Raw genomic sequence first — 19648 nt, 5'->3', positions numbered from 1 at the left:
AGTCTGGAAGATCTTCTAGACTTTTCGGAGCCCATCCAGCACGCTGTCCGACATGACCGCACCCGCCCGCGTACACGCCTTCACCGACGACGCCCTCGGCGACCGCGACGCCGTCGAGCTCACCCACCTCATCCGGGCGGGAGAGCTGAGCGCGGCTGAGGTCGAGGCGGCGGCGGTCACCCGGCTGCGACAGGTGGCCCCGGGGCTGCACGCGATGGCGTACGAGGCCTACGACACGCCCCGTCGCGCGGACGCCGACACCGGCCTGCTCCATGGTGTGCCGACCCTGCTCAAGGACAACACCGACCTGCTCGGGATGCCGACGAACCACGGGTCGGAGGCGTTCCGGGCGCGTCCGGCCACACACGACGGGCGATACACGACCCAGTTCCTCAGCGCCGGGATGACGGTGCTGGGCAAGAGCCGGATGCCGGAGTTCGGGCTGAACGCGACCACCGAGTTCCGAAGCGGGCCGCCGACGCCGAACCCCTGGAACACGCGCCACTCCGTCGGGGCATCCTCCGGCGGCGCAGCGGCGCTGGTCGCCGCCGGAGCCGTGCCGATCGCGCACGCCAACGACGGCGGCGGCTCCATCCGGATCCCGGCCGCGGCCGCCGGCCTCGTCGGCCTCAAGCCCAGCCGCGGCCGGCACATCGACGGCGAGATGGCTCGGACCCTGCCGATCAACATGGTCAGCGAGGGGGTGGTGACGCGTACGGTCCGCGACACCGCGACCTTCCACGCCGCGCTCGAGCGGCATTGGCGCAACCCGGCGCTGCCGCCCCTCGGGCTCGTCGAGGGCCCCGCGCGGCGGCGGCTCCGGGTCGCGATGATCATCGAGTCGGTGACCGATGCCGTCGTGGACACGCCGACCAAGGCGGCCGTGGAACGTACCGCGACCCTGCTGGAGGAGCAGGGCCACAGCGTCGAGCCGGTCCCGATCCCCGTCGACGCGCGCTTCGGCGACGACTTCCTCAGCTACTGGGGTCTGCTCGCCTTCCTCGCCGGCAACCTGGGCCGCCTGACCATCGACCGGACGCTCGACACCGGCCGCCTCGACGGTCTCACCGACGGCCTGCGTCGCGCCTTCGCCTCCGGCGGCTGGCGCCGGACCCCGACCGCACTGCTACGCCTGCGGCGGGCCGCGGCGGCGTACGCCTCCGTCTTCGACCACCACGACGTGGTCCTGTGCCCGGTCGTCGCCGGCGTCACCCCGCCGCTGGGTCATCTCTCCCCGAACGTGCCGTTCGAGGACCTCGTCGACCGGCTCCTGCGGCACGTCGCGTTCACCCCGCTGCAGAACATCACCGGTGCGCCGGCGATCTCGCTGCCGATGGGGCTCAGCGAGGAGGGGCTGCCGATCGGGGTCCAGCTCTCCGCGGCGTACGGCGACGAGCGGACGCTCCTCGAGCTCGCCTATGCCCTCGAGGAGCAGTCGCCGTGGCCGCGGATCCAAGACGGGCAGATCACAGCATCGTAGAAGCCTTCTCCAGCACCCGGCGCAGGATCTGCTCCATCTCGTCGAACTCGGCCTGGCCCACGGTGAGCGGCGGGGAGAGCTGGATGACCGGCTCGCCACGGTCGTCGGCGCGGCAGTAGAGGCCCTCGGACCACAGCGCCTTGGAGACGTACCCGTAGAGGATCCGCTCGCACTCCTCCTCGGTGAAGGTCTCCTTGGTCTCGCGGTCCTTGACCAGCTCGATGCCGTAGAAGTAGCCGGTGCCGCGTACGTCGCCGACGACCGGCAGGTCCTTCAGCTTCGACAGCGTGGCGAGGAAGGCGTCCTCGTTGCGGCGTACGTTGCCGAGCAGGTCCTCGGCCTCGAAGAGGTCGAGGTTGGCCATCGCCACCGCGGTGGAGACGGGGTGACCGCCGAAGGTGTAGCCGTGGTAGAAGGTCTCCTCACCGGTGAGGAACGGCTCCATCAGCCGGTCGGAGATGATCGTGGCGCCCAACGGCGCGTAGCCCGAGGTCAGCCCCTTGGCGGAGGTGATCATGTCGGGGACGTAGCCGAACCGCTCGCAGCCGAACATCGTGCCCAGCCGCCCGTAGGCGCAGATGACCTCGTCGGAGACGAGCAGCACGTCGTACTCGTCGCAGATCTCCCGCACCCGCTGGAAGTAGCCCGGGGGAGGAGGGAAGCAGCCGCCCGAGTTCTGCACCGGCTCCAGGAAGACCGCGGCGACGGTGTCGGGGCCTTCGGCGCGGATCACGACCTCGATCTGGTCGGCGCACCAGCGTCCGAACGCCTCCGGGTCGCTCCCGTCCATCAGCCCGCCGGTGATCTCCGAGGCCCGGTAGATGTTGGTGTTCGGCACCCGGAAGGTCGAGGGGACCAGCGGCTCGAACGGCGCCTTGATGTCGGCCAGGCCGGTGATCGACAGCGCTCCGTGCGTGGTCCCGTGGTAGGCGATGTTGCGCCCGATCACCTTGTGCTTGCCCGGCTTTCCCCGCAGCTTGAAGTAGTTCTTGGCGAGCTTCCACGCGGTCTCGACGGCCTCGGAGCCGGAGTTGGTGAAGAAGACCCGGTTCAGGTCGCCGGGGGCGAGTGAGGCCAGCCGCGCGGCCAGCTCGATCGCCGGCTCGTGCGCGTAGGACCACAGCGGGTGGAAGGCGAGCTGCTTGGCCTGCTCCGCGCCCGCGTCGGCGAGCTCCGCGCGCCCGTGGCCGACCTGGGAGACGAAGAGCCCCGCGAGACCGTCGAGGTAGCGATTGCCCTCGATGTCGTAGATGTAGGCGCCCTCACCCCTGGCGATGATCGGCACGTCGGCCTCTGCGTAGCTCGAATGCCGCGTGAAGTGCATCCAGAGATGGTCCTTGGCGTCGCGCTGCAGCTGCTCGTAGTTGCCGGTCATGACTCAATGGTCACCCAATGCATCTCGCCTTCGCAAGCGAATCAGTAGCAAACCATCAATTCCACTTCGGATTCGGTTGTGACATCCCTGTTACAGGAAGGAGTTAGTCTCTACCGCATGGCTGACCAGACCTTCAGGAACGTGATCGGCGGCGAGCTGCGCGAGGCCGCCGACGCTGCGACGTACGACGTCGTCGACCCCGCCACCGGCGAGGTCTACGCGCAGGCCGCGATGTCGGGGGAGGCCGACGTCGACCAGGCGTACGCCGCGGCCGCATCGGCCTTCGAGACCTGGGGCGAGACCACGCCCCAGGAGCGCAGCCTGGCTCTGCTCCGGATCGCCGACGCGATGGAGGCCCGGGCCGAGGAGCTGACCGCCGTGGAGGTCAAGGACACCGGCAAGCCGTTCCAGCTGACCCTCGAGGAGGAGCTGCCGCCGACGATCGACCACTTCCGCTTCTTCGCGGGCGCCGCGCGGACCCTGGAGGGGAAGAGTGCAGGCGAATACCTACAGGACCACACCTCCTGGATCCGTCGCGAGCCGATCGGCGTGATCGGGCAGGTCACGCCGTGGAACTACCCGCTCGCGATGATGTCCTGGAAGATCGCCCCGGCCCTGGCCGCCGGCAACACGGTCGTGCTCAAGCCCTCCGACACCACCCCGGCCAGCTCCGCGCTGCTGGCCGAGATTGCCCAGGAGTTCCTGCCGCCGGGCGTGCTCAACCTCGTCACCGGCGACCGCGACACCGGCCGCGCGCTGATCCGGCACAAGACGCCGCAGATGGTCGCCATCACCGGCTCGGTGCGCGCCGGCATGGAGGTCGCCGCGAGCGCCGCCGAGGACCTCAAACGTGTCCACCTCGAGCTCGGCGGCAAGGCGCCCGTGATCGTCTTCGACGACGCCGACATCGGCAAGGCGGTCGCCGGCATCGCCGCGGCGGGCTACTTCAACGCCGGCCAGGACTGCACGGCCGCGAGCCGGGTGCTGGTGCAGGACGGCATCCACGACGAGTTCGTCGCGTCGCTCGCCGAGGCGGCCCGCAACACCACCGTCGGCCTCCCTGCCGACAACACCGACGTCGGCGCACTCAACAACCCAGGCCAGCTCGCCCGGGTCGCCGGCATGGTCGACCGCCTCCCGGACCACGCCACGATCGCGGCCGGTGGCGCGCCGGCACGAGTCGAAGGGGGCGAGAACGGCTACTTCTACCAGCCCACGGTGCTGGCCGGGCTCCGCCAGGACGACGAGCAGATCCAGCAGGAGATCTTCGGTCCGGTGATCACGGTGCAGGGCTTCGCCGACGAGGCCGAGGCGCTCAGATGTGCCAACGACGTCGACTACGGCCTCGCGTCGAGCGTGTGGACCAAGGACCACGCCACCGCGCTGCGGGTCAGCAAGCGCCTCGACTTCGGCGTGGTGTGGATCAACACCCACATCCCCTACATCTCCGAGATGCCCCACGGCGGCTTCAAGCACTCCGGCTACGGCAAGGACCTCTCCGTCTACGGGTTCGAGGACTACACCCGGATCAAGCACGTCATGTCGTTCATCGGCGAGTAATCCGCTAGACAAACGTGTGGGCGTGCGACCCTCGATGTGCGGGCCGGTGGCGTCCGTGAAAGCATCGAGGGCCGTTTCGTGTACCTCCGCGGGGCGGACCCAGCAATGGAAGCAGCCGAACCCCCACACGAGGTGCACCCCACATGTCAGCCAAGCAATGGCGGACAGATGTCCAAGGTCTGCGGGCCGTTGCCGTAGGCCTGGTCGTCGCTGCCCACGCGGGCGTCCCGCACACCGAGGGCGGGTTCGTCGGCGTCGACGTCTTCTTCGTCCTCTCCGGCTTCCTGATCACCACCCTGCTGCTGCGCGAGGCCGACACATCAGGCACGGTCAGCATCCCGCAGTTCTACGCGCGGCGCGCCCGCCGGATCCTGCCGGCAGCCACCCTCGTGATCCTGGTCGTCCTGGCGTACGCCGCCTGGCAGCTGCCCACCACGCGGCTCACCGACGCGGCCGCTGACGGCACCTGGGCGGCGTTCTTCCTGGCCAACGTGCATTTCGCGGCCGACGGGGTGCAGTACTTCCAGCCCAGCGAGCCCTCGCCCTTCCAGCACTACTGGTCGCTCTCGGTGGAGGAGCAGTTCTATCTCGTCTGGCCGGTGCTGGCGCTCCTACTCATCCCCAGGCTCGGACGCAAGGGCTTCACCGTCGTCGCTGCGGTGATCGCGGTCGCGAGCCTGGCCTGGTCGATCCATGCCACCGGCGAGAACCCGACCGCGGCCTACTTCTCCACCCCGGCCCGCGCCTACGAGCTCGCCGCCGGAGCGCTGCTGGCCTGCTGGGGCGGCCGGCTCAAGGGAGCCGCCAGCGTCGCCGCCGGCCTCGGCGGAGCCGCGGCGATCCTCGTCTCCACGGTCGCGTTCAGCGAGGCCACCCCATTCCCCGGGTGGCAGGCGCTGGTGCCCACCCTCGGCACGGTCGCGCTGCTCGCCTCCGGCGCCAATGCCCCGACCGCGAGGCTGCTCGCGGTCAAGCCGCTGAGGTACGTCGGCGACATCTCCTACTCCCTCTACCTGTGGCACTGGCCGCTGATCGTGCTCGCCCCCGAGTTCCTCCATCTCGGCAACGCGGCGCTCGAGATGACGGTCGCGGTCGCAGTTGCGCTGGTCCTCTCCGCGTTGAGCCACCGCTTCATCGAGCTCCCGTTCCAGCACAAGCAGGTGCCCGTGCTCTCCCACGGGCTGCGCTCGCTGGCCCTGTGGCCGGCAGCGCTCGTGCTGGCGGTCGGCAGCGGCTGGCTGACGACCGGCTATGCTGCGTACGCCGAGAAGGAGCGGGCCGCCGAGGCGCAGGCGTGGTTCGCGGCCAACGAGGTCCCCGACACCGCTGCCGAGACCGGCGGCCCGCCGCAGGTGCAGCGCGAGCTCCGTGCCGCCCTCGACATCGCCGACCGCGGTGGCCCGATCCCGCCGGCCGTGCTCGGCGAGGAGATCACCGATGACCGGTGGCAGAAGGCGTACGGCGACTGCTACGCCAACTACGGAGACACCCGCGGCGCCGACTGCACCCTCGGCGACACCGACGCGAAGAAGACCGTCGCCGTCGTCGGCGACTCCCACGCAGGCATGTGGCTGACCGCCTTCGACGACCTCGGCAAGGAGAAAGGCTTCCGGGTCGTGCCGGTCGTGAAGGTCGGCTGCGCCCCCTATCCGGTCCAGCACCGCGGCAAGAAGATGACCCAGGCCGAGTGCGATGACTTCCGCGACTGGTCCGCGGACCGCCTCGAGCGCCTCGACCCCGACACGATCGTCTCGACGGCTCGCGGCCAGCTCTTCATGCCGAAGACTTACGACGGGATGGACCGCGACGAGCAGTGGTCGCAGGCGGTGCGCAGCACGGTGAAGGCCTATCGGGAGATCTCCCGCAAGGTCGTCGTCCTCGGCGACGTGCCCAAGGTCGACCAGAACCCCGCCGACTGCATCAGCGCCCCCGAGGCCGACCAGAGCTCCTGCCTCAGCGACCCGGACTCGCGCGAGACCAGCAGCAACGAGCTCACCGAGGCAGCGCTGAAGGGCACCGAGGCGGCGTACGTCGACACCGAGCGATTCGTGTGCGCTGATGACCGCTGCCCGCTGGTGGTGGGGGAGACGGTCACCTACTACGACGACTCGCACCTGACCGAGTCCTGGGTCCGCCACGTCACGCCGCGGCTCGGCGCCATCCTGGCGCCGCTGATCTAGCCAGATCTGATCAAACCGCGGATTTAACTGGGACGCGCGTTTCGGGATTTGCCTTTACGTGCCTCTTTGTGGCTTAATTGTGGGCAGACGTTGCAAAACGTTTCATGCACAGCCCTGGACCCGTGGGGGAGTCCGGGGCTGTTGCTATTTCCGGGGTTGTCTGGCCCGCCGCCCCTTCAGGCAATCGGGCTCTTTTCGCAGTGCGATTCGAATAGCCTTCACTAGACTCCGCGCGATCGGATCGATGCCCGCTAGGAGACTCGGATGGCGCAACACCCGGACCTGTCGTCCGCCAAGCCGTGGGCGTTGACGTCGGTGGTCGGTGCCGTGGCGATGGCAGCGCTCGCCTACCTCCAGTCCGTCTTCCAAGGTCAGGCCGGGATCTTCGCCATCATCGCGGGCATCGGCTGCGTCGTCGTCGCGGTCGTGCTCAACGCGCTGCTCGCCTGGGACGCGGCGAGGAAGCGCGCCATCCCGGCCACGTCCGCGGCCCTGATGATGACCGCAGCGGTCTATGACGAGGATGAGGAGGTCGTCGGCTACGCGTTCCCGGTGACCAAGCGCCACCTGATGACCTCGGCGGCCGTCGTCCTCGCGGCGGGCGAGGCGACGACGGTCACCGACGGGATGTTCGTGCGGGTCCACTGGAAGTTTCCGGCGGAGTCACGCGACGTCGCCGTGACCGCGCTGCCGGGTGGCTATGCGCTGCTCACCCTGATGCCCGAGGACAAGCTGCCTCGGCAGGTGAAGAGCGCCTCGCTGGTCCGGCGACACGTCGAGAACGCGCTGGTGGTCGCCGAGGCCTGGCACGGGGACGGCAACCGTGAGCTCGGCGGACGGGCGCACGCGGTCGGCGAGCACAACCGAGTCGTCAATCTCGACGCCGAGAAGACCGCGACCGGCGAGGAGCTGATCGGTGCGCCGCTCCTGCAGACGGGCAACCGGAAGGTCGTCGGACTGCTCGACGGCACCGACGACCGCGGACCGCGCTACCTGCCGTTGACCCGCGACAAGGCGCGGGCCCTGGTCGGCGGTGCCTCCTGGTGGCGCAGCACCGGCTGGCTGGTCCCGGTTGCGGTCGCCGCGGTGATCGCCCTGCTGGCCGCGATCCAGCCGATCCTCGGCTCAGGTGGTGGCGGCTTGGTCCCGGCCGCAGCCTGCGAAGGAGACGCGACCAGGCTGAGCGTCGTGGTCAGCACCGAGAAGGACGGTCTCATCGACCAGCTGGCCGCCGACTTCAACGAGGAGTACCGAGGCGAGGACGGCGCGTGCGCAGATGTCGAGGTGTTCGGAGTCAACTCTGGTGACGCCGCCGAGGCGATCGCCACCGGCTGGGCCGCGGCCCCCGACGACCGTCTTGAGTGCCCGGTCGACGATCCGGAGGACTGCGAGGTCGTCGAGGCGCGCAAGCCGGACCTCTGGCTGCCGACGGAGTCGGTCTGGCCGGAGCTTCTGGCGGCCGGCGAGCTCGGTGAGGACGGCGGCGACGAACTGGCCGACAACGACGGCGAGTGGACTTCGGTCGCCTCCTCCGTCCTGTCGATCCTGATGCCCGCGGCGCGGCGGGAGAAGCTCTCGGGCTCGCCCGACTGGGACGAGCTCCTCACCAAGGCCGCCGGTGGTGAGCTGTCGATCGCTATCGACGACCCGATCGGCTCGACCTCGGGGATGGCGACCTCGGTCGCCCTCAACGAGGCGCTGGTCGCCGACCACGACGAGGAGGACGCGGTCGGGCTGCTGCGCGACGCGATCGCCTCGGTGCCCGACGAGCTGGCCGGCGAGGACATCACCCGGCTGATGAACCGCGTCTACCAGAACCCGGACCTCCTCGCTCAGATGGATGCCGTGGTGGCCCAGGAGCAGACCGCCTACCTCTACAACTGCCAGGACCCGCTCGGCTCCGACGACTTCTCCTGTCACGACACGGTGACCGGCAAGGACCGCCGGATGGTCGCGGTGAGCCCGGACGACACGATCTATGCGTTCGATCACCCCGCGGTCCCGATGGCCTCCCTCGACTCCGACGAGGCGAAGCGGTCTGTGTCGGAGGCCTTCGTCGACTACCTGAGGACGAAGAAGGCGCAGAACGAGTTTCGTGCGTGGGGCTTCCGAGCCGCCGGTGAGCCGGAGAAGGTCACCGATGAGCTCCAGGACGTGGTCGATGCCGTCGACGTCGAGACCGTGACCCCGTGGCCGGAACCGAAGACGGTCAACCAGTGGCGGCACCAGTGGCAGAACGTACGCCTTCCCGTACGCGTGCTGCTCTCCATCGACACCTCGGGCTCGATGGAACAGATCGACGGGCAGGACCGCCGGGTCCGCCTCGACGGCTTCACCGACGCCTGCACCGAGGAGACGACCGACAACCCGACGTACCTCCAGGTCGCGAAGAGCGCGGCCCTCAATGCCATCGGGGAGCTCAAGGACGGCCGCGACTCGGTGGGCCTGGACTGGTTCCCGCCTGCCGGGAAGGACACCTCTACCGAGATCAAGCCACTGAGCGGTACGACCCGTGCGCAGCTCGAGCGCGAGATCTGTGACCTGAGGGCTTTGGGCGAGACGCCGTTGTACGACGCGATCCGCGACGCAAGCGCCTCGATCGACGCGTCCGAGACCGAGGTCTCGGACCGTACCGTGATCGTCCTCCTCTCCGATGGTGGCCAGAACCCGCCGCAGAGCCTCGACGCCCTGATGGACGAGATCGGCGGCGAGGGCGCGATCCCGGTCATCGCCGTCGGGATCGGAGACCAGGCACCCATCGGCGTGCTCGGCAGGCTGACCGGGGAGACCGGGGGAGCGCTGCGCAACCTGAGCGAGCCCGCGGACGTCGCCAACCTCGACCGCGTCCTGGTCGACGTCTTCCAGGGGCTCGCCGGGAAGGTCTCCTGAGAGGCCCGCCGCTTGGCGCCTTCTCAGCCTCTGCTGGGAAGATGGGTGGGTGAATGAGCAGCGACCACGCGACGTGGTGATCCTCGGCTCGACCGGGTCCATCGGCACCCAGGCCCTCGACCTGGTGCGGGCCAACCCGGACCGGTTCCGGGTCGTGGCGTTGACCGCGGGCGGGGCCAACAAGGAGCTGTTCGAGGCGCAGGTGGCCGAGTTCGCGCCCAAGCTCTCCGGGCTGGGGGAGGAGGCCTCGGTCGAGGCCGCCGCCCAGCCCGCCGACGTGGTGCTCAACGGGATCACCGGCGCCGTCGGTCTGCGCCCGACGCTGGCCGCGCTGGAGGCGGGCAACACGCTCGCCCTGGCCAACAAGGAATCGCTGATCATCGGCGGACCGCTGGTCAAGCGGGTCGCGCGCGAGGGGCAGATCGTCCCCGTCGACTCCGAGCACTCCGCGATCGCCCAGTCGCTGCGCGCCGGCCGTGCCGAGGAGGTACGCAAGCTGGTGCTGACCGCGTCCGGCGGCCCGTTCCGCGGCCGCACCCGCGACGAGCTCGCCCAGGTCACCCCGGCGCAGGCGCTCAAGCACCCCAACTTCGCGATGGGACGGGTGATCACGACCAACTCCGCCACCCTGGTCAACAAGGGTCTCGAGGTCATCGAGGCGCACCTGCTCTTCGACGTACCCTTCGACCGGATCGAGGTCGTCGTCCACCCGCAGCAGTACATCCACTCGATGGTCGAGTTCACCGACGGCGCCGTGGTCGCCCAGCTCGGGCTGCCGACGATGCTCGTGCCGATCTCGATGGGGATGGCCTGGCCCGAGCGGGTGCCGGACGCCGAGACGCCGATCGACTGGACCAAGGCCGCCGACTGGCGCTTCGAGCCGCTCGACGACTCTGCTTTTCCTGCGGTGCGCCTCGCCCGCGAGGCCGGCACCCGCGGCGGCACCCATCCCGCGGTCTACAACGCGGCCAACGAGGTCTGCGTGGACGCCTTCCACGAGGGCCGGATCCCGTTCCCCGGCATCGTGGACACGATTGCGGAGGTGATGGCAGCCCATCGCGGCGTACGCTCTGAAAGCACCCTCACCATCGAGGACGTGCTCGCCGCCGACGCCTGGGCGCGCGAGGAGACCACTCGGATCCTGGAGACCCGTCCATGAGCTATCTGCTCTACACGCTGGCCGTGATCGGCTTCATTCTCGCGATCCTGGTCTCGATCGGGCTCCACGAGCTCGGCCACATGATCCCGGCGAAGGCGTTCGGCGGGAAGGTGACCCAGTACTTCATCGGCTTCGGGCCGACAGTGTGGTCCAAGCAGGTCGGCGAGACCGAGTACGGCTTCAAGGCGATCCCGCTCGGTGGCTACGTGAAGATCCTCGGGATGCTGCCGCCCGGAGCCGACCAGCTGGGGGAGCGCACCGAGGATGGTGCGCTCAAGGTGCGCAAGTCCAACACCGGCATGTTCACCCAGCTGATCAGCGACGCGCGTTCGGCCGAGTGGGAGCTGATCCGTCCCGAGGACGAGCCGCGGCTGTTCTACAAGATGACGTGGTGGAAGAAGGTCATCGTGATGGCCGGCGGGCCCACGGTGAACATCGCGATCGCGTTCTTCGTGCTCTGGGGCGTCTTCGGGATCTACGGGGTCCGCGAGAACGTCGTCGACAAGGGACATCCGGTCGTCTCGAGCCTGCAGGAGTGCCTGCTGACCTGGGAGGACCAGGGCCGCGAGTGCCGCGCCAGCGACAAGCCCACCCCGGCCGCCGACGCCGGACTCAAGCCCGGCGACGAGCTGATCTCGTTCAACGGCACCGAGCTGACCTCGTGGACGGTCGCCCAAGAGCTGATCCGCGACAACATGGACGGCGACGCCACCATCGTGATCGAGCGCGACGGTGAGCGGATGACGCTGCACACCCAGACCGTCGTGCAGGAACGGGTCAAGGACGTCGACGACACCAGCGCCGACCCGGAGACCGCGAAGGTCGGCTTCTTCGGGATGTCTCCCGAGTCGCACGTGGTCACCACCAAGGAAGGGCCGGTCTACGCGCTGAAGGAGATGGGTGTGATGGCCGAGAACGCCGTCCACTCGCTGCTGAGGCTGCCGGTCAAGGTCTGGCACGTCGCGCTCGCGATCGTCGGTGTCGAGGAGCGCTCGGCCGACAGCCCGGTCAGCATCGTCGGCGGCGGCCGCATCGCCGGCGAGATCGCCGCCCACGAGGGCCTCGATGTCGGCGAGAAGGTCGCCAGCTTCGCGTTCCTGGTCGGTGGCTTCAACCTGTTCATCGGCATCTTCAACTTCGTCCCGCTGCTGCCCCTCGACGGCGGTCACATCGCCACGGCGTTGTGGGAGGGCATACGCCGCGCCTTCGCCAAGGTCTTCCGGCGGCCCGACCCGGGACATGCCGACCCGGCGAAGCTGCTGCCGGTGGCGTACGTCGTGGCCTCGGCGCTCCTGGTGATGGGTGTTGTCCTGATCGTCGCTGACCTCGTCGTCCCACTTCATCTCCAAGCCTGACCCGCCCGTAAGATTGGTAGACATGACGTCGATCCCCCTCGGTATGCCGGAGGCACCCGCCCCGGTGCTCGCCCCTCGCCGCAAGACCCGCCAGATCAAGGTCGGGTCGGTGGGCGTGGGCAGCGAGAGCCCCATCTCCGTGCAGTCGATGACGACCACGCTCACCTCCGACGTCAACTCCACGCTGCAGCAGATCGCCGAGCTCACCGCGTCGGGCTGCGACATCGTCCGGGTCGCCTGCCCGAGCCAGGACGACGCCGACGCGCTGCCCGCGATCGCGAAGAAGTCGCAGATCCCGGTGATCGCCGACATCCACTTCCAGCCGAAGTACGTCTTCGCCGCCATCGAGGCCGGCTGCGCGGCGGTCCGGGTCAACCCGGGCAACATCCGCAAGTTCGATGACCAGGTCAAGGAGATCGCCGCGGCCGCGAAGGACCACGGCACCTCGATCCGGATCGGCGTCAACGCCGGCTCGCTCGACAAGCGGCTGCTGGAGAAGTACGGCAAGGCCACCCCCGAAGCGCTGGTCGAGTCGGCGATCTGGGAGGCCTCGCTCTTCGAGGAGCACGGCTTCAACGACTTCAAGATCTCGGTCAAGCACAACGACCCGGTCGTGATGGTGCGCGCCTACGAGCTGCTCGCCGAGGCCGGCGACTGGCCGCTCCATCTCGGCGTCACCGAGGCCGGTCCGGCCTTCCAGGGCACGATCAAGTCCTCGGTCGCCTTCGGCCACCTGCTCAGCCAGGGCATCGGAGACACCATCCGCGTCTCGCTCTCCGCGCCGCCGGTCGAGGAGGTCAAGGTCGGCATCCAGATCCTGGAGTCGCTCAACCTCAAGCCGCGCCGCCTCGAGATCGTCTCCTGCCCGTCCTGCGGCCGCGCCCAGGTGGACGTCTACACGCTCGCCGAGCAGGTCACCGCCGGTCTCGACGGCCTCGAGGTCCCGCTGCGCGTCGCGGTCATGGGCTGCGTCGTCAACGGCCCCGGTGAGGCCCGCGAGGCCGATCTCGGCGTCGCCTCCGGCAACGGCAAGGGCCAGATCTTCGTCAAGGGCGAGGTCATCAAGACCGTCCCCGAGGCCGCCATCGTCGAGACCCTGATCGAGGAGGCGATGAAGATCGCCGAGGGTATGGAGCCCGTCGAGGGTGCCGGCGCTCAGGTGTCGGTCAGCGGCTGAGGTGTGGATGTTCACCGAGGTAACTCGGTGAACGGTCGCTTCCTTCGTGGAGTTCCACGAGGGCAGTGCGCGCTCGCCGAGTTACCTCGGTCAGCATCCCGCGCGTACCGACGTACCGGCGTACGCAGGAAGCCCGGTCCGAGTCTCGGACCGGGCTTCTTCTTGTGCTCCGAGACGTCCCCCTGCGTACGTCTCGAAGGTCTTTGTGGTCTCACCAGTGCATCAGCCTGGAGACCAGGCCGAGGAACCCGAGGTGGAGCAGTGCTCCGAGTGGGTCCGTGGTGATCAGGTGGCCCCAGGCGAGCGCCGCCTGGCCCATCTGGTTTCCGAGGGCCGTGGCGAACCCGTCCAGGCCGCCGTGGGTCCACAGGTGGACGACGACGAACCGGATGCCCGGCACGACCAGGAAGAGGACGAGTGCGGCCTTGACCGGGATGATCCAGGACAGCGAGCCGCTGCCGGTGTAGCTCAGGTTGCCGGTGCGCACCCAGCGGGTGCCGCTGCTGCCGTTGAAGCGGACCTTGGTGCGGCCTGCGGCGGTGGCGACGACGACGCCGCGCTTTCCGGAGCGGGTGCCGCCGCGGGCCCGGACGGTTTCGCCGGGGCGCATGAAGTTGCTGATCATGACAGCACTCCTTCCGTGAGGACGACGGACACGGACGAGGTGCCGGCGGCTGCCTCGCACTTGGGCGGCTCGGCGCTGAGCAGCTGGTTGAAGCCGAACACGACAAGAAGCGTGACGGCGAAGGTGGCGATGCTGAACTTGTGGTTCCTCATGGTCATCATCTCCTTCAGCGGTGGGGCCCGTAGGTGGGGCCGGCGCTGTCCCGGTGGGGACATCTCCACGGTGGCGGAGGCCACATCCGTCCCGCCAGAGGGCGGGTGGGAGTGGGGACGATGTGAAGACAGTCCCAGGTGAGTTGGGACGTTTCTGGGACAGAATTGGGACACCTGCGAGATACTCTCAACCGCGTTCGCGACGACTCGGCGAGGGGAAATGACCGACGAATCTCTCTCACCGGAGCAGTTCAACAGCGAATTGCGCGCCTGGGTCCGGCAGGTGACCGGAAAAGCTGACGGTGGCGCCGGTGTGGCGATGGCCCGGAGCACCTTCTATCGGCGTACGTCCGGCTCGAAGCTGATGCCGCTCGACGAGCTCATCCGCGTGGTCGGCGGCGCGGTGCCCCGCACCCTCGACCCGGCCCATCGGGGCGAGTGGATCCGGAAGAACACCGGCATCTGGCAGGCGAAGTGGTGGAAGGCGTACGCCTGGCGTGGCGAGGACACCGCCGCACCCGGACCCGTGCTGGCCCCGGCCACACCGGCGGCCCCGGTTCCCGCCACCAGCTCCCGGCTGACCTTCCCGCGGGCACGGGTGGCGGCCCTGAGCGGACTGACGACGCAGCAGCCCACGATCCCGCTCATCGAGGCGCTGGGCCGGTGGCTGGATGACCCGGAGTCCAACCTCTTCTTCCTCACCGGCCCATCAGGCTCGGGAAAGACGGTCGAGACCAGGGAGTGGACCGCCTCGCAGGAGCAGGTGCGCTACATCAGCCTGCGCGACGGCGCGGTCGACTACGGCGCCCTGGTCGACGAGGACCGCGCGCCGATCGTCATCGACGACTTCGACCTGATCTCCTCCAGCGCCGAGGAGCACGGCGTCACCCGTCCCGACCTGAGCGAGCTGCGCTCGGCCTTCGGTCGCGGCGGACGGTTCGTGGTGATCAGCAAGCGCAACCTGCAGACCGAGCGCGACGAGCTCGCCGAACAGCTGCGCAGCCCGGCCCGGCTGGAGGACCTCGGGGTCGAGTCGGCGATGGTCGTACGCGTCGAGCCGATCTCCCCGATCGAGGTGCGCGCCCTCGGTGAGGAGCGCGGCGGTGACGACAGGCTGCGCAACCTGGCCGCGGAGATGGAGCGCGGGGGCGGGTTCTTCCCCGCGACACCGATGGTCCTCAAGCAGCTCTACGCCTCCCTCGAGGAGGGCGCTCCGGCGCCCCGGACCCAGTGGGACGGCTACACCGTCCATCTCAAGCACGTCTGCGGGCAGCCGTGGGACCGGAAGAGCTCACGCATCCCCAGCCGGGTGCGGTTCCAGACCTACCGCGACATCGCCTGGGACCTGTTCACCGGGATGGACGAGCCGACCTCGCAGGAGCAGGACCTGATCCCGGTCCCGCGCGTCTCGGAGTGGCTCTTCGCCAACCTGCAGCGCGACCTCGACATCACCCGGCAGCGGGACTTCCTGACGTACGAATGGATCGCGGACCTGCTCGACCACTCCGAGGTCTTCGGCGTGACCGGCCGGACCAAGGACTCGGTGGAGTCGGCGGAGTTCGCCCACGAGACCTTCTACCAGTACTTCGTCGCCGAGGGGATCCGCGACCGGCTGCGCGACGGGCACGGGATGGCGCTCGACGGCGCCCGCTTCGCGGACATGCACATGGGGCCGTTGGTGATGACGTTCCTCAAGGCCGGTTTCCAGCCCGGTGACCTGGACGCGGTGGCCCGGCTGAGCGTACGCGAGAGCCTGTCCTGGATGGACCGGCTGATCTGTCTCTACCTGACCGAGGAGCGCGAGGACTACGGCAACCTCCTCGACCAGGCGCCGGAGCGCTACTGGGACGAGCTGGAGTTCGTGCTGGAGGCGTTCCGGTCGCTGTTCCTGCGGAAGGCGGCGATGTTCCAGCTGATCCTGCGCGGCCGGGTTCCGGTCGACGGCTATCTCGAGATCCTGGACCGCGAGGAGGACCCAGGTGCGGTCGCCCGCGAGCGTGACGTGCTCGGCTGGGGCACCGACATCACCGACGCCCTGGTCCATCGGCTGCATCATCCGACCCTCGCCCCGGCGATTCCGATTACCGCGTACCGGCTCGGGCAAATGGGTGATATCACTTGCGTGAGCCATCTCGAGGGTCTCACTGGTCTGCCGCCCGCCCATCAGGACGTGGTGAGGTCGGCGATCCACCGGATCAAGGAGCGCCATGAGCACAGCGTCTGAGTCAGGCACCCCGCCGCGAGCTCCCGTGCTCGTCCTCGGCGCGACCGGCGACCTCGGCAGCGCGGTCGCGCGCCGGCTCAGCGCGGAGGGCACTCCGGTGATCCTGCACGCCTACAGCCGCACCACCGAGCTGGCCTATCTCGCCGACGAGACCGGTGCGGTCGCGCGGGTGGAGGGTGACCTGACCACCGACGACGGCGTGGACGCGCTGGCCGAGACGCTCGCCGGGTTCGAGACGCTGTCGGGGCTCATCAACTGCTCCGGCATCAACCCCAGCCCCGACACGGTCGCCGAGATCGACCGGTCCGAGTGGCAGCTCACCCTCGATCTCAACCTGACCTCGGTGTGGCGCACGGCCTCGCTCGCGCTGCCGAAGCTCCGGGCGGCCAGGTCCGGAGGGGTGGTTCTGGTCAGCTCCGTCTTCGGGATCCGTACGCCGTCACGACGGGCCGCCTACGGCGTTTCCAAGCACGCGCTGACCGGGCTCGCCCAGGCGATCGCGCAGGAGGAGGAGGGCATCGTCCGGGCGAACGTGGTCGCTCCAGGCCCGATGTGGAGCGAGTCGTCGCGGCAGGTGTTCGTCAAGCACGCCCGCAAGGAGGGGGTGACCGTCGACCAGTACATCTCCTACCGGGCCGCGCGCATCCCCGGACACCGGTTCGTCACCGCCGACGCCGTCGCGAAGGTCTGCGTCTTCCTCGCCTCCGACATGGCCAGCGCCATCAACGGCCAGTGTGTCGTCGCAGACGGCGGCGAGTACTGACCGGCGGCGCGCAATCTGCAATTTACCCGAGATGCCACTGATGCGCCGCCGGGCTGTCTAGGCTTCGCCTAGCGCCTCCACACGTCTTTGCTTCCCCTCTTCAGACTGGCGACAACGTTGACCAATTTCTGGCTTGCCATCGATCACGCAGACGATGCGCTGTTCCGCACCCCGGACTCCTCCGACATCAGGCCCGACATCCTCGATCTGGTGGCCGACACCCCTGGTTGGGGCATCGTCGTGCGTCCCACGCAGGGCCACGGCGACGTACGCCGCGAGCTCGCCTGCGCCGGGCTTCCCGACATCGACGCCGTCGATGAGCTCGTCGTCCCGGAGAGGTCGACGGACGCGGTGAAGGTCGGGTTCGACGACCACCGGACCGAGTGCGCGCCGATGGCGCTCGACATCCTGGAGCGCCTCCCCGGCTACGACCGGGTCTTCCTCGAGCCCTACTGCACGACGCCGGGCTGCCTCGAGGATCTGGCGGCCCTCGCCACGAGGTCGCGGTGCGGCGGCATCGTGCTCAAGCTCAAGGTCAACGACGAGGGCCTGAAGAGCATCGAGCGTGCCGACCTCGGAAGAGCCTCCTGGGTCGCGCGGTCCGACGGGATGGGCTGGGACGACTTCAGCGAGCGCCTGCCGCTGGTCAAAGCGCTCGGCGCCCGCGGCGTGATGGTGGGCCGGGCGGTCTGGGGAGACACCGGCGAGGCCGGCCAGGACGTACGCCTCAAGACCATCCGCGAGCGAATGCACACGATCGAACGCATCTTTGGCTGATCCGGTCCGCGAGCCGCAGGGCGACGTACAACCGGATTGGCCCTAGGCTCGTGACATGCTGACGACGCGCCAGGGGATCCGCCCGCTGCACGCGGGTGATCTCAGCGCGTTCCTCGACCTGACCAGTCAGGATCCGGTGGTCAACGTGTTCGCGGAGTATCGGGCGCGCACCACCAACCTCGAGCCGCGCTGGCTCGGCGGTGAGATCTGGGGCCGATGGGACGGCGGCGACCTGGTCGCGGCCTGTCACGTCGGCGCCAACCTGGTCCCCATCCAGGCCACCGAGGAGGATGCGTACGCCTTCGGTGAGCGGGCCCGCAGCCGAGTCCGCACCGTCTCGACGATCGTCGGGCGGCAGGCCGCGGTGCGGGCGCTGTGGGGATCGATCGGCGAGTCCTGGGGCACGCCGCGCGACCAGCGCTGGGAGCAGCCTCATCTCGAGCAGCAGCTGCAGAGTCTCGTCGAGCCGGACCCGTTCGTACGACGCACCGTCCGCGCCGACATGGACGCCCTCTATCCGGCGTGCGTGGCGATGTACACCGAGGAGGTCGGGATCTCGCCGGAGACCGGCGGCGGCCGCGACCTCTACCGTGCCCGGGTGCTCCAGCTGATCTCGCGCGGGTGGTCCTTCGCCCGGATCGAGGACGGCGAGGTCGTCTTCAAGGCCGAGGTCGCCTGCGCGACCCCCGAGGCCGCTCAGATCCAGGGGGTCTGGGTGCCCGAGCACCGCCGCGGCGAGGGCCTCGCTGCCCGCGGGATGGCCGCGGTCTGCGACATCGTCCGCAGCGAGATCGCTCCGCGCGTCTCGCTCTACGTCAACGAGTGGAACGCGCCCGCGCGCCGCGCCTACGAGCGGGCCGGCTTCCTCGAGACGGCCCGTTTCTCCACCATCATGTTCTGATTCGGCGATGTTCTGATTTCAGCGCCTGATCAGTACGCCCGCCAGGCGCGTTCGCACTCGGCGCCCTCGCAGCGGACCAGCCAGTCGATGCCCGTCTGGGGTGCCGACTCGAGCAGGACCCGAGTGCTGGTCTCCCAACCGCGCACCCGGACGCCGTTGGGGTTGCGGTAGGTCGCCAGCAGGGTGCCGCGGATGCTGCGGCGGCGTACGACCGATGAGTCGTCCCGCCAACCGATCACGTCGGTGGCGATCCGGGCGCCGTCGGGGGAGAAGGCCCCCACGGCCTCCGCGCACGAGCGCCACAGGCTCGTGCCCGGCTGGGAGACGGTAGACACGACGGTGCAGGCGTCGGGCTCGAACGGCTTCTTCGTGTACGTCGCCAGCCGGTCGATGCCGAAGGCGCCGGCGTACGCCGACCGGGACGCGATCGTGCGGATCGTGCCTGTCTGCCAGTTCCACGTCATCGTCCGCGCCGGAGAGAACCCGCCGAGAAGCACGCGGGTGCCGCTGACGTCGATGGGGTTCGGCTCGGTCGTGTTCCGGAAGGTGTGCCGGGCGACGATGGCACCGGTGACCGCGTTGCGGACCTGCAGCTGCGTACCGCTGGATACGAAGGTCGTCATGAGCAGATACCGGTTGTCGGCCGACATCCTGCTCCACGACTGGTAGTGGAGCCCGTCCACGATCGTGCGCTGCGGCTTGTCCAGCTCGACCCGGACGATCCGGTCGGACCGGTTGCTCATCCGTAGCAGGAACCCGCTGCCGGACCTGCCGAGCAGCGTGACCGAGTCGGTGATGTCGATGCCGGCGACCGGAGTCTTCATGCCTGTCTTCGGGTCGACGACCGACCAGGCGTCCTCGGAGGGATGGTGCAGGTAAGGGATCGTGGGTGCGCTGCCCTGAGGCAGCGTCCAGGGGCGTACGTCGACGATCGGAGCCGCCGCAGAAGCCGGTGTCGTCAGTGAGACCGGGAGCATGAGAGCAGCGAGGATGGCCGTGGCCAGTGCCGGGATTCGGATACGTCTCATGGA

Annotated in this window: 15 protein-coding genes; 11 read left to right on the top strand and 4 right to left on the bottom strand. The window is 69.2% G+C overall.

The genetic code is table 11. The features are described from left to right. Window positions 1-52 precede the first annotated feature (52 nt). The gene (locus OH802_RS24630) at window positions 53-1480 is read left to right on the top strand and encodes an amidase (RefSeq protein ID WP_406023013.1); all 1428 of its coding nucleotides are present in this window, start codon (window positions 53-55) and stop codon (window positions 1478-1480) included. On the opposite strand, the gene OH802_RS24625 is transcribed toward OH802_RS24630, so the two are convergent. Continuing rightward, window positions 1467-2855 carry an aspartate aminotransferase family protein gene (locus OH802_RS24625; RefSeq protein ID WP_406023011.1) on the bottom strand — a complete coding sequence of 463 codons (1389 nt, stop codon included), beginning with the start codon at window positions 2853-2855 and terminating at the stop codon, window positions 1467-1469. The two genes, OH802_RS24630 and OH802_RS24625, sit on opposite strands and share 14 nt — an antisense overlap. Window positions 2856-2972: 117 nt before the next feature. Between OH802_RS24625 and OH802_RS24620 the strand changes: the two genes are divergently transcribed. The 6 genes from OH802_RS24620 to ispG all read left to right on the top strand — a co-directional run bounded on the left by OH802_RS24620 (window position 2973) and on the right by ispG (window position 13175). After that, complete coding sequence (locus tag OH802_RS24620; RefSeq protein WP_406023009.1) at window positions 2973-4415, top strand: gamma-aminobutyraldehyde dehydrogenase; 1443 nt, start codon at window positions 2973-2975, stop codon at window positions 4413-4415. A gap of 143 nt (window positions 4416-4558) precedes the next feature. Further along, a complete protein-coding gene (locus OH802_RS24615) occupies window positions 4559-6595 on the top strand; it encodes an acyltransferase family protein (RefSeq protein ID WP_406023007.1) in 2037 nt (678 codons plus the stop codon). A gap of 264 nt (window positions 6596-6859) precedes the next feature. Further along, window positions 6860-9484, top strand: coding sequence for a substrate-binding and vWA domain-containing protein (locus OH802_RS24610; protein WP_406023005.1), 2625 nt, complete (start codon window positions 6860-6862; stop codon window positions 9482-9484). A gap of 49 nt (window positions 9485-9533) precedes the next feature. Next, window positions 9534-10643 carry a 1-deoxy-D-xylulose-5-phosphate reductoisomerase gene (gene dxr / locus OH802_RS24605; RefSeq protein ID WP_406023004.1) on the top strand — a complete coding sequence of 370 codons (1110 nt, stop codon included), beginning with the start codon at window positions 9534-9536 and terminating at the stop codon, window positions 10641-10643. Then, window positions 10640-11998, top strand: coding sequence for a M50 family metallopeptidase (locus OH802_RS24600; RefSeq protein ID WP_406023002.1), 1359 nt, complete (start codon window positions 10640-10642; stop codon window positions 11996-11998). The genes dxr and OH802_RS24600 overlap by 4 nt, the downstream gene beginning before the upstream one ends. Window positions 11999-12020: 22 nt before the next feature. After that, window positions 12021-13175 carry a flavodoxin-dependent (E)-4-hydroxy-3-methylbut-2-enyl-diphosphate synthase gene (gene ispG, locus OH802_RS24595; RefSeq protein WP_355018028.1) on the top strand — a complete coding sequence of 385 codons (1155 nt, stop codon included), beginning with the start codon at window positions 12021-12023 and terminating at the stop codon, window positions 13173-13175. Between the two features lie 211 nt (window positions 13176-13386). Here the strand turns inward: ispG and OH802_RS24590 are convergent, their stop codons facing one another. Next, window positions 13387-13800, bottom strand: coding sequence for a hypothetical protein (locus OH802_RS24590; RefSeq protein WP_406023000.1), 414 nt, complete (start codon window positions 13798-13800; stop codon window positions 13387-13389). After that, window positions 13797-13952 carry a hypothetical protein gene (locus OH802_RS24585; protein WP_355018025.1) on the bottom strand — a complete coding sequence of 52 codons (156 nt, stop codon included), beginning with the start codon at window positions 13950-13952 and terminating at the stop codon, window positions 13797-13799. The genes OH802_RS24590 and OH802_RS24585 overlap by 4 nt, the downstream gene beginning before the upstream one ends. 220 nt (window positions 13953-14172) lie before the next feature. On the opposite strand from OH802_RS24585, the gene OH802_RS24580 reads away from it, so the two are divergent. From OH802_RS24580 to OH802_RS24565, 4 genes are all read left to right on the top strand, one after another. Continuing rightward, entirely contained in the window at window positions 14173-16176 is a 2004-nt protein-coding gene (locus tag OH802_RS24580) for a hypothetical protein (RefSeq protein WP_406022997.1), read from the top strand. Beyond that, entirely contained in the window at window positions 16160-16939 is a 780-nt protein-coding gene (locus OH802_RS24575; protein WP_406022995.1) for an SDR family NAD(P)-dependent oxidoreductase, read from the top strand. Before OH802_RS24580 ends, OH802_RS24575 begins: the two co-directional genes overlap by 17 nt. A gap of 117 nt (window positions 16940-17056) precedes the next feature. After that, the gene (locus OH802_RS24570) at window positions 17057-17716 is read left to right on the top strand and encodes a hypothetical protein (protein WP_406022994.1); all 660 of its coding nucleotides are present in this window, start codon (window positions 17057-17059) and stop codon (window positions 17714-17716) included. A gap of 55 nt (window positions 17717-17771) precedes the next feature. Further along, window positions 17772-18617: a GNAT family N-acetyltransferase gene (locus OH802_RS24565; protein WP_406022992.1), complete on the top strand. Its 846-nt coding sequence runs from the start codon at window positions 17772-17774 to the stop codon at window positions 18615-18617. 29 nt (window positions 18618-18646) lie between these two features. Here OH802_RS24565 and OH802_RS24560 read toward each other — a convergent pair whose 3' ends face one another. Then, window positions 18647-19645 (bottom strand): hypothetical protein, encoded by a 999-nt coding sequence (locus OH802_RS24560; protein WP_406022990.1) that lies wholly within the window; start codon window positions 19643-19645, stop codon window positions 18647-18649. Window positions 19646-19648: the final 3 nt, after the last annotated feature.

Source organism: Nocardioides sp. NBC_00850, assembly GCF_045207335.1.
Taxonomy (GTDB): Bacteria; Actinomycetota; Actinomycetes; order Propionibacteriales; family Nocardioidaceae; genus Nocardioides.
The sequence above is the reverse complement of the archived record's forward strand: the minus strand, read 5'-3'. Positions and strand labels throughout refer to the sequence as shown.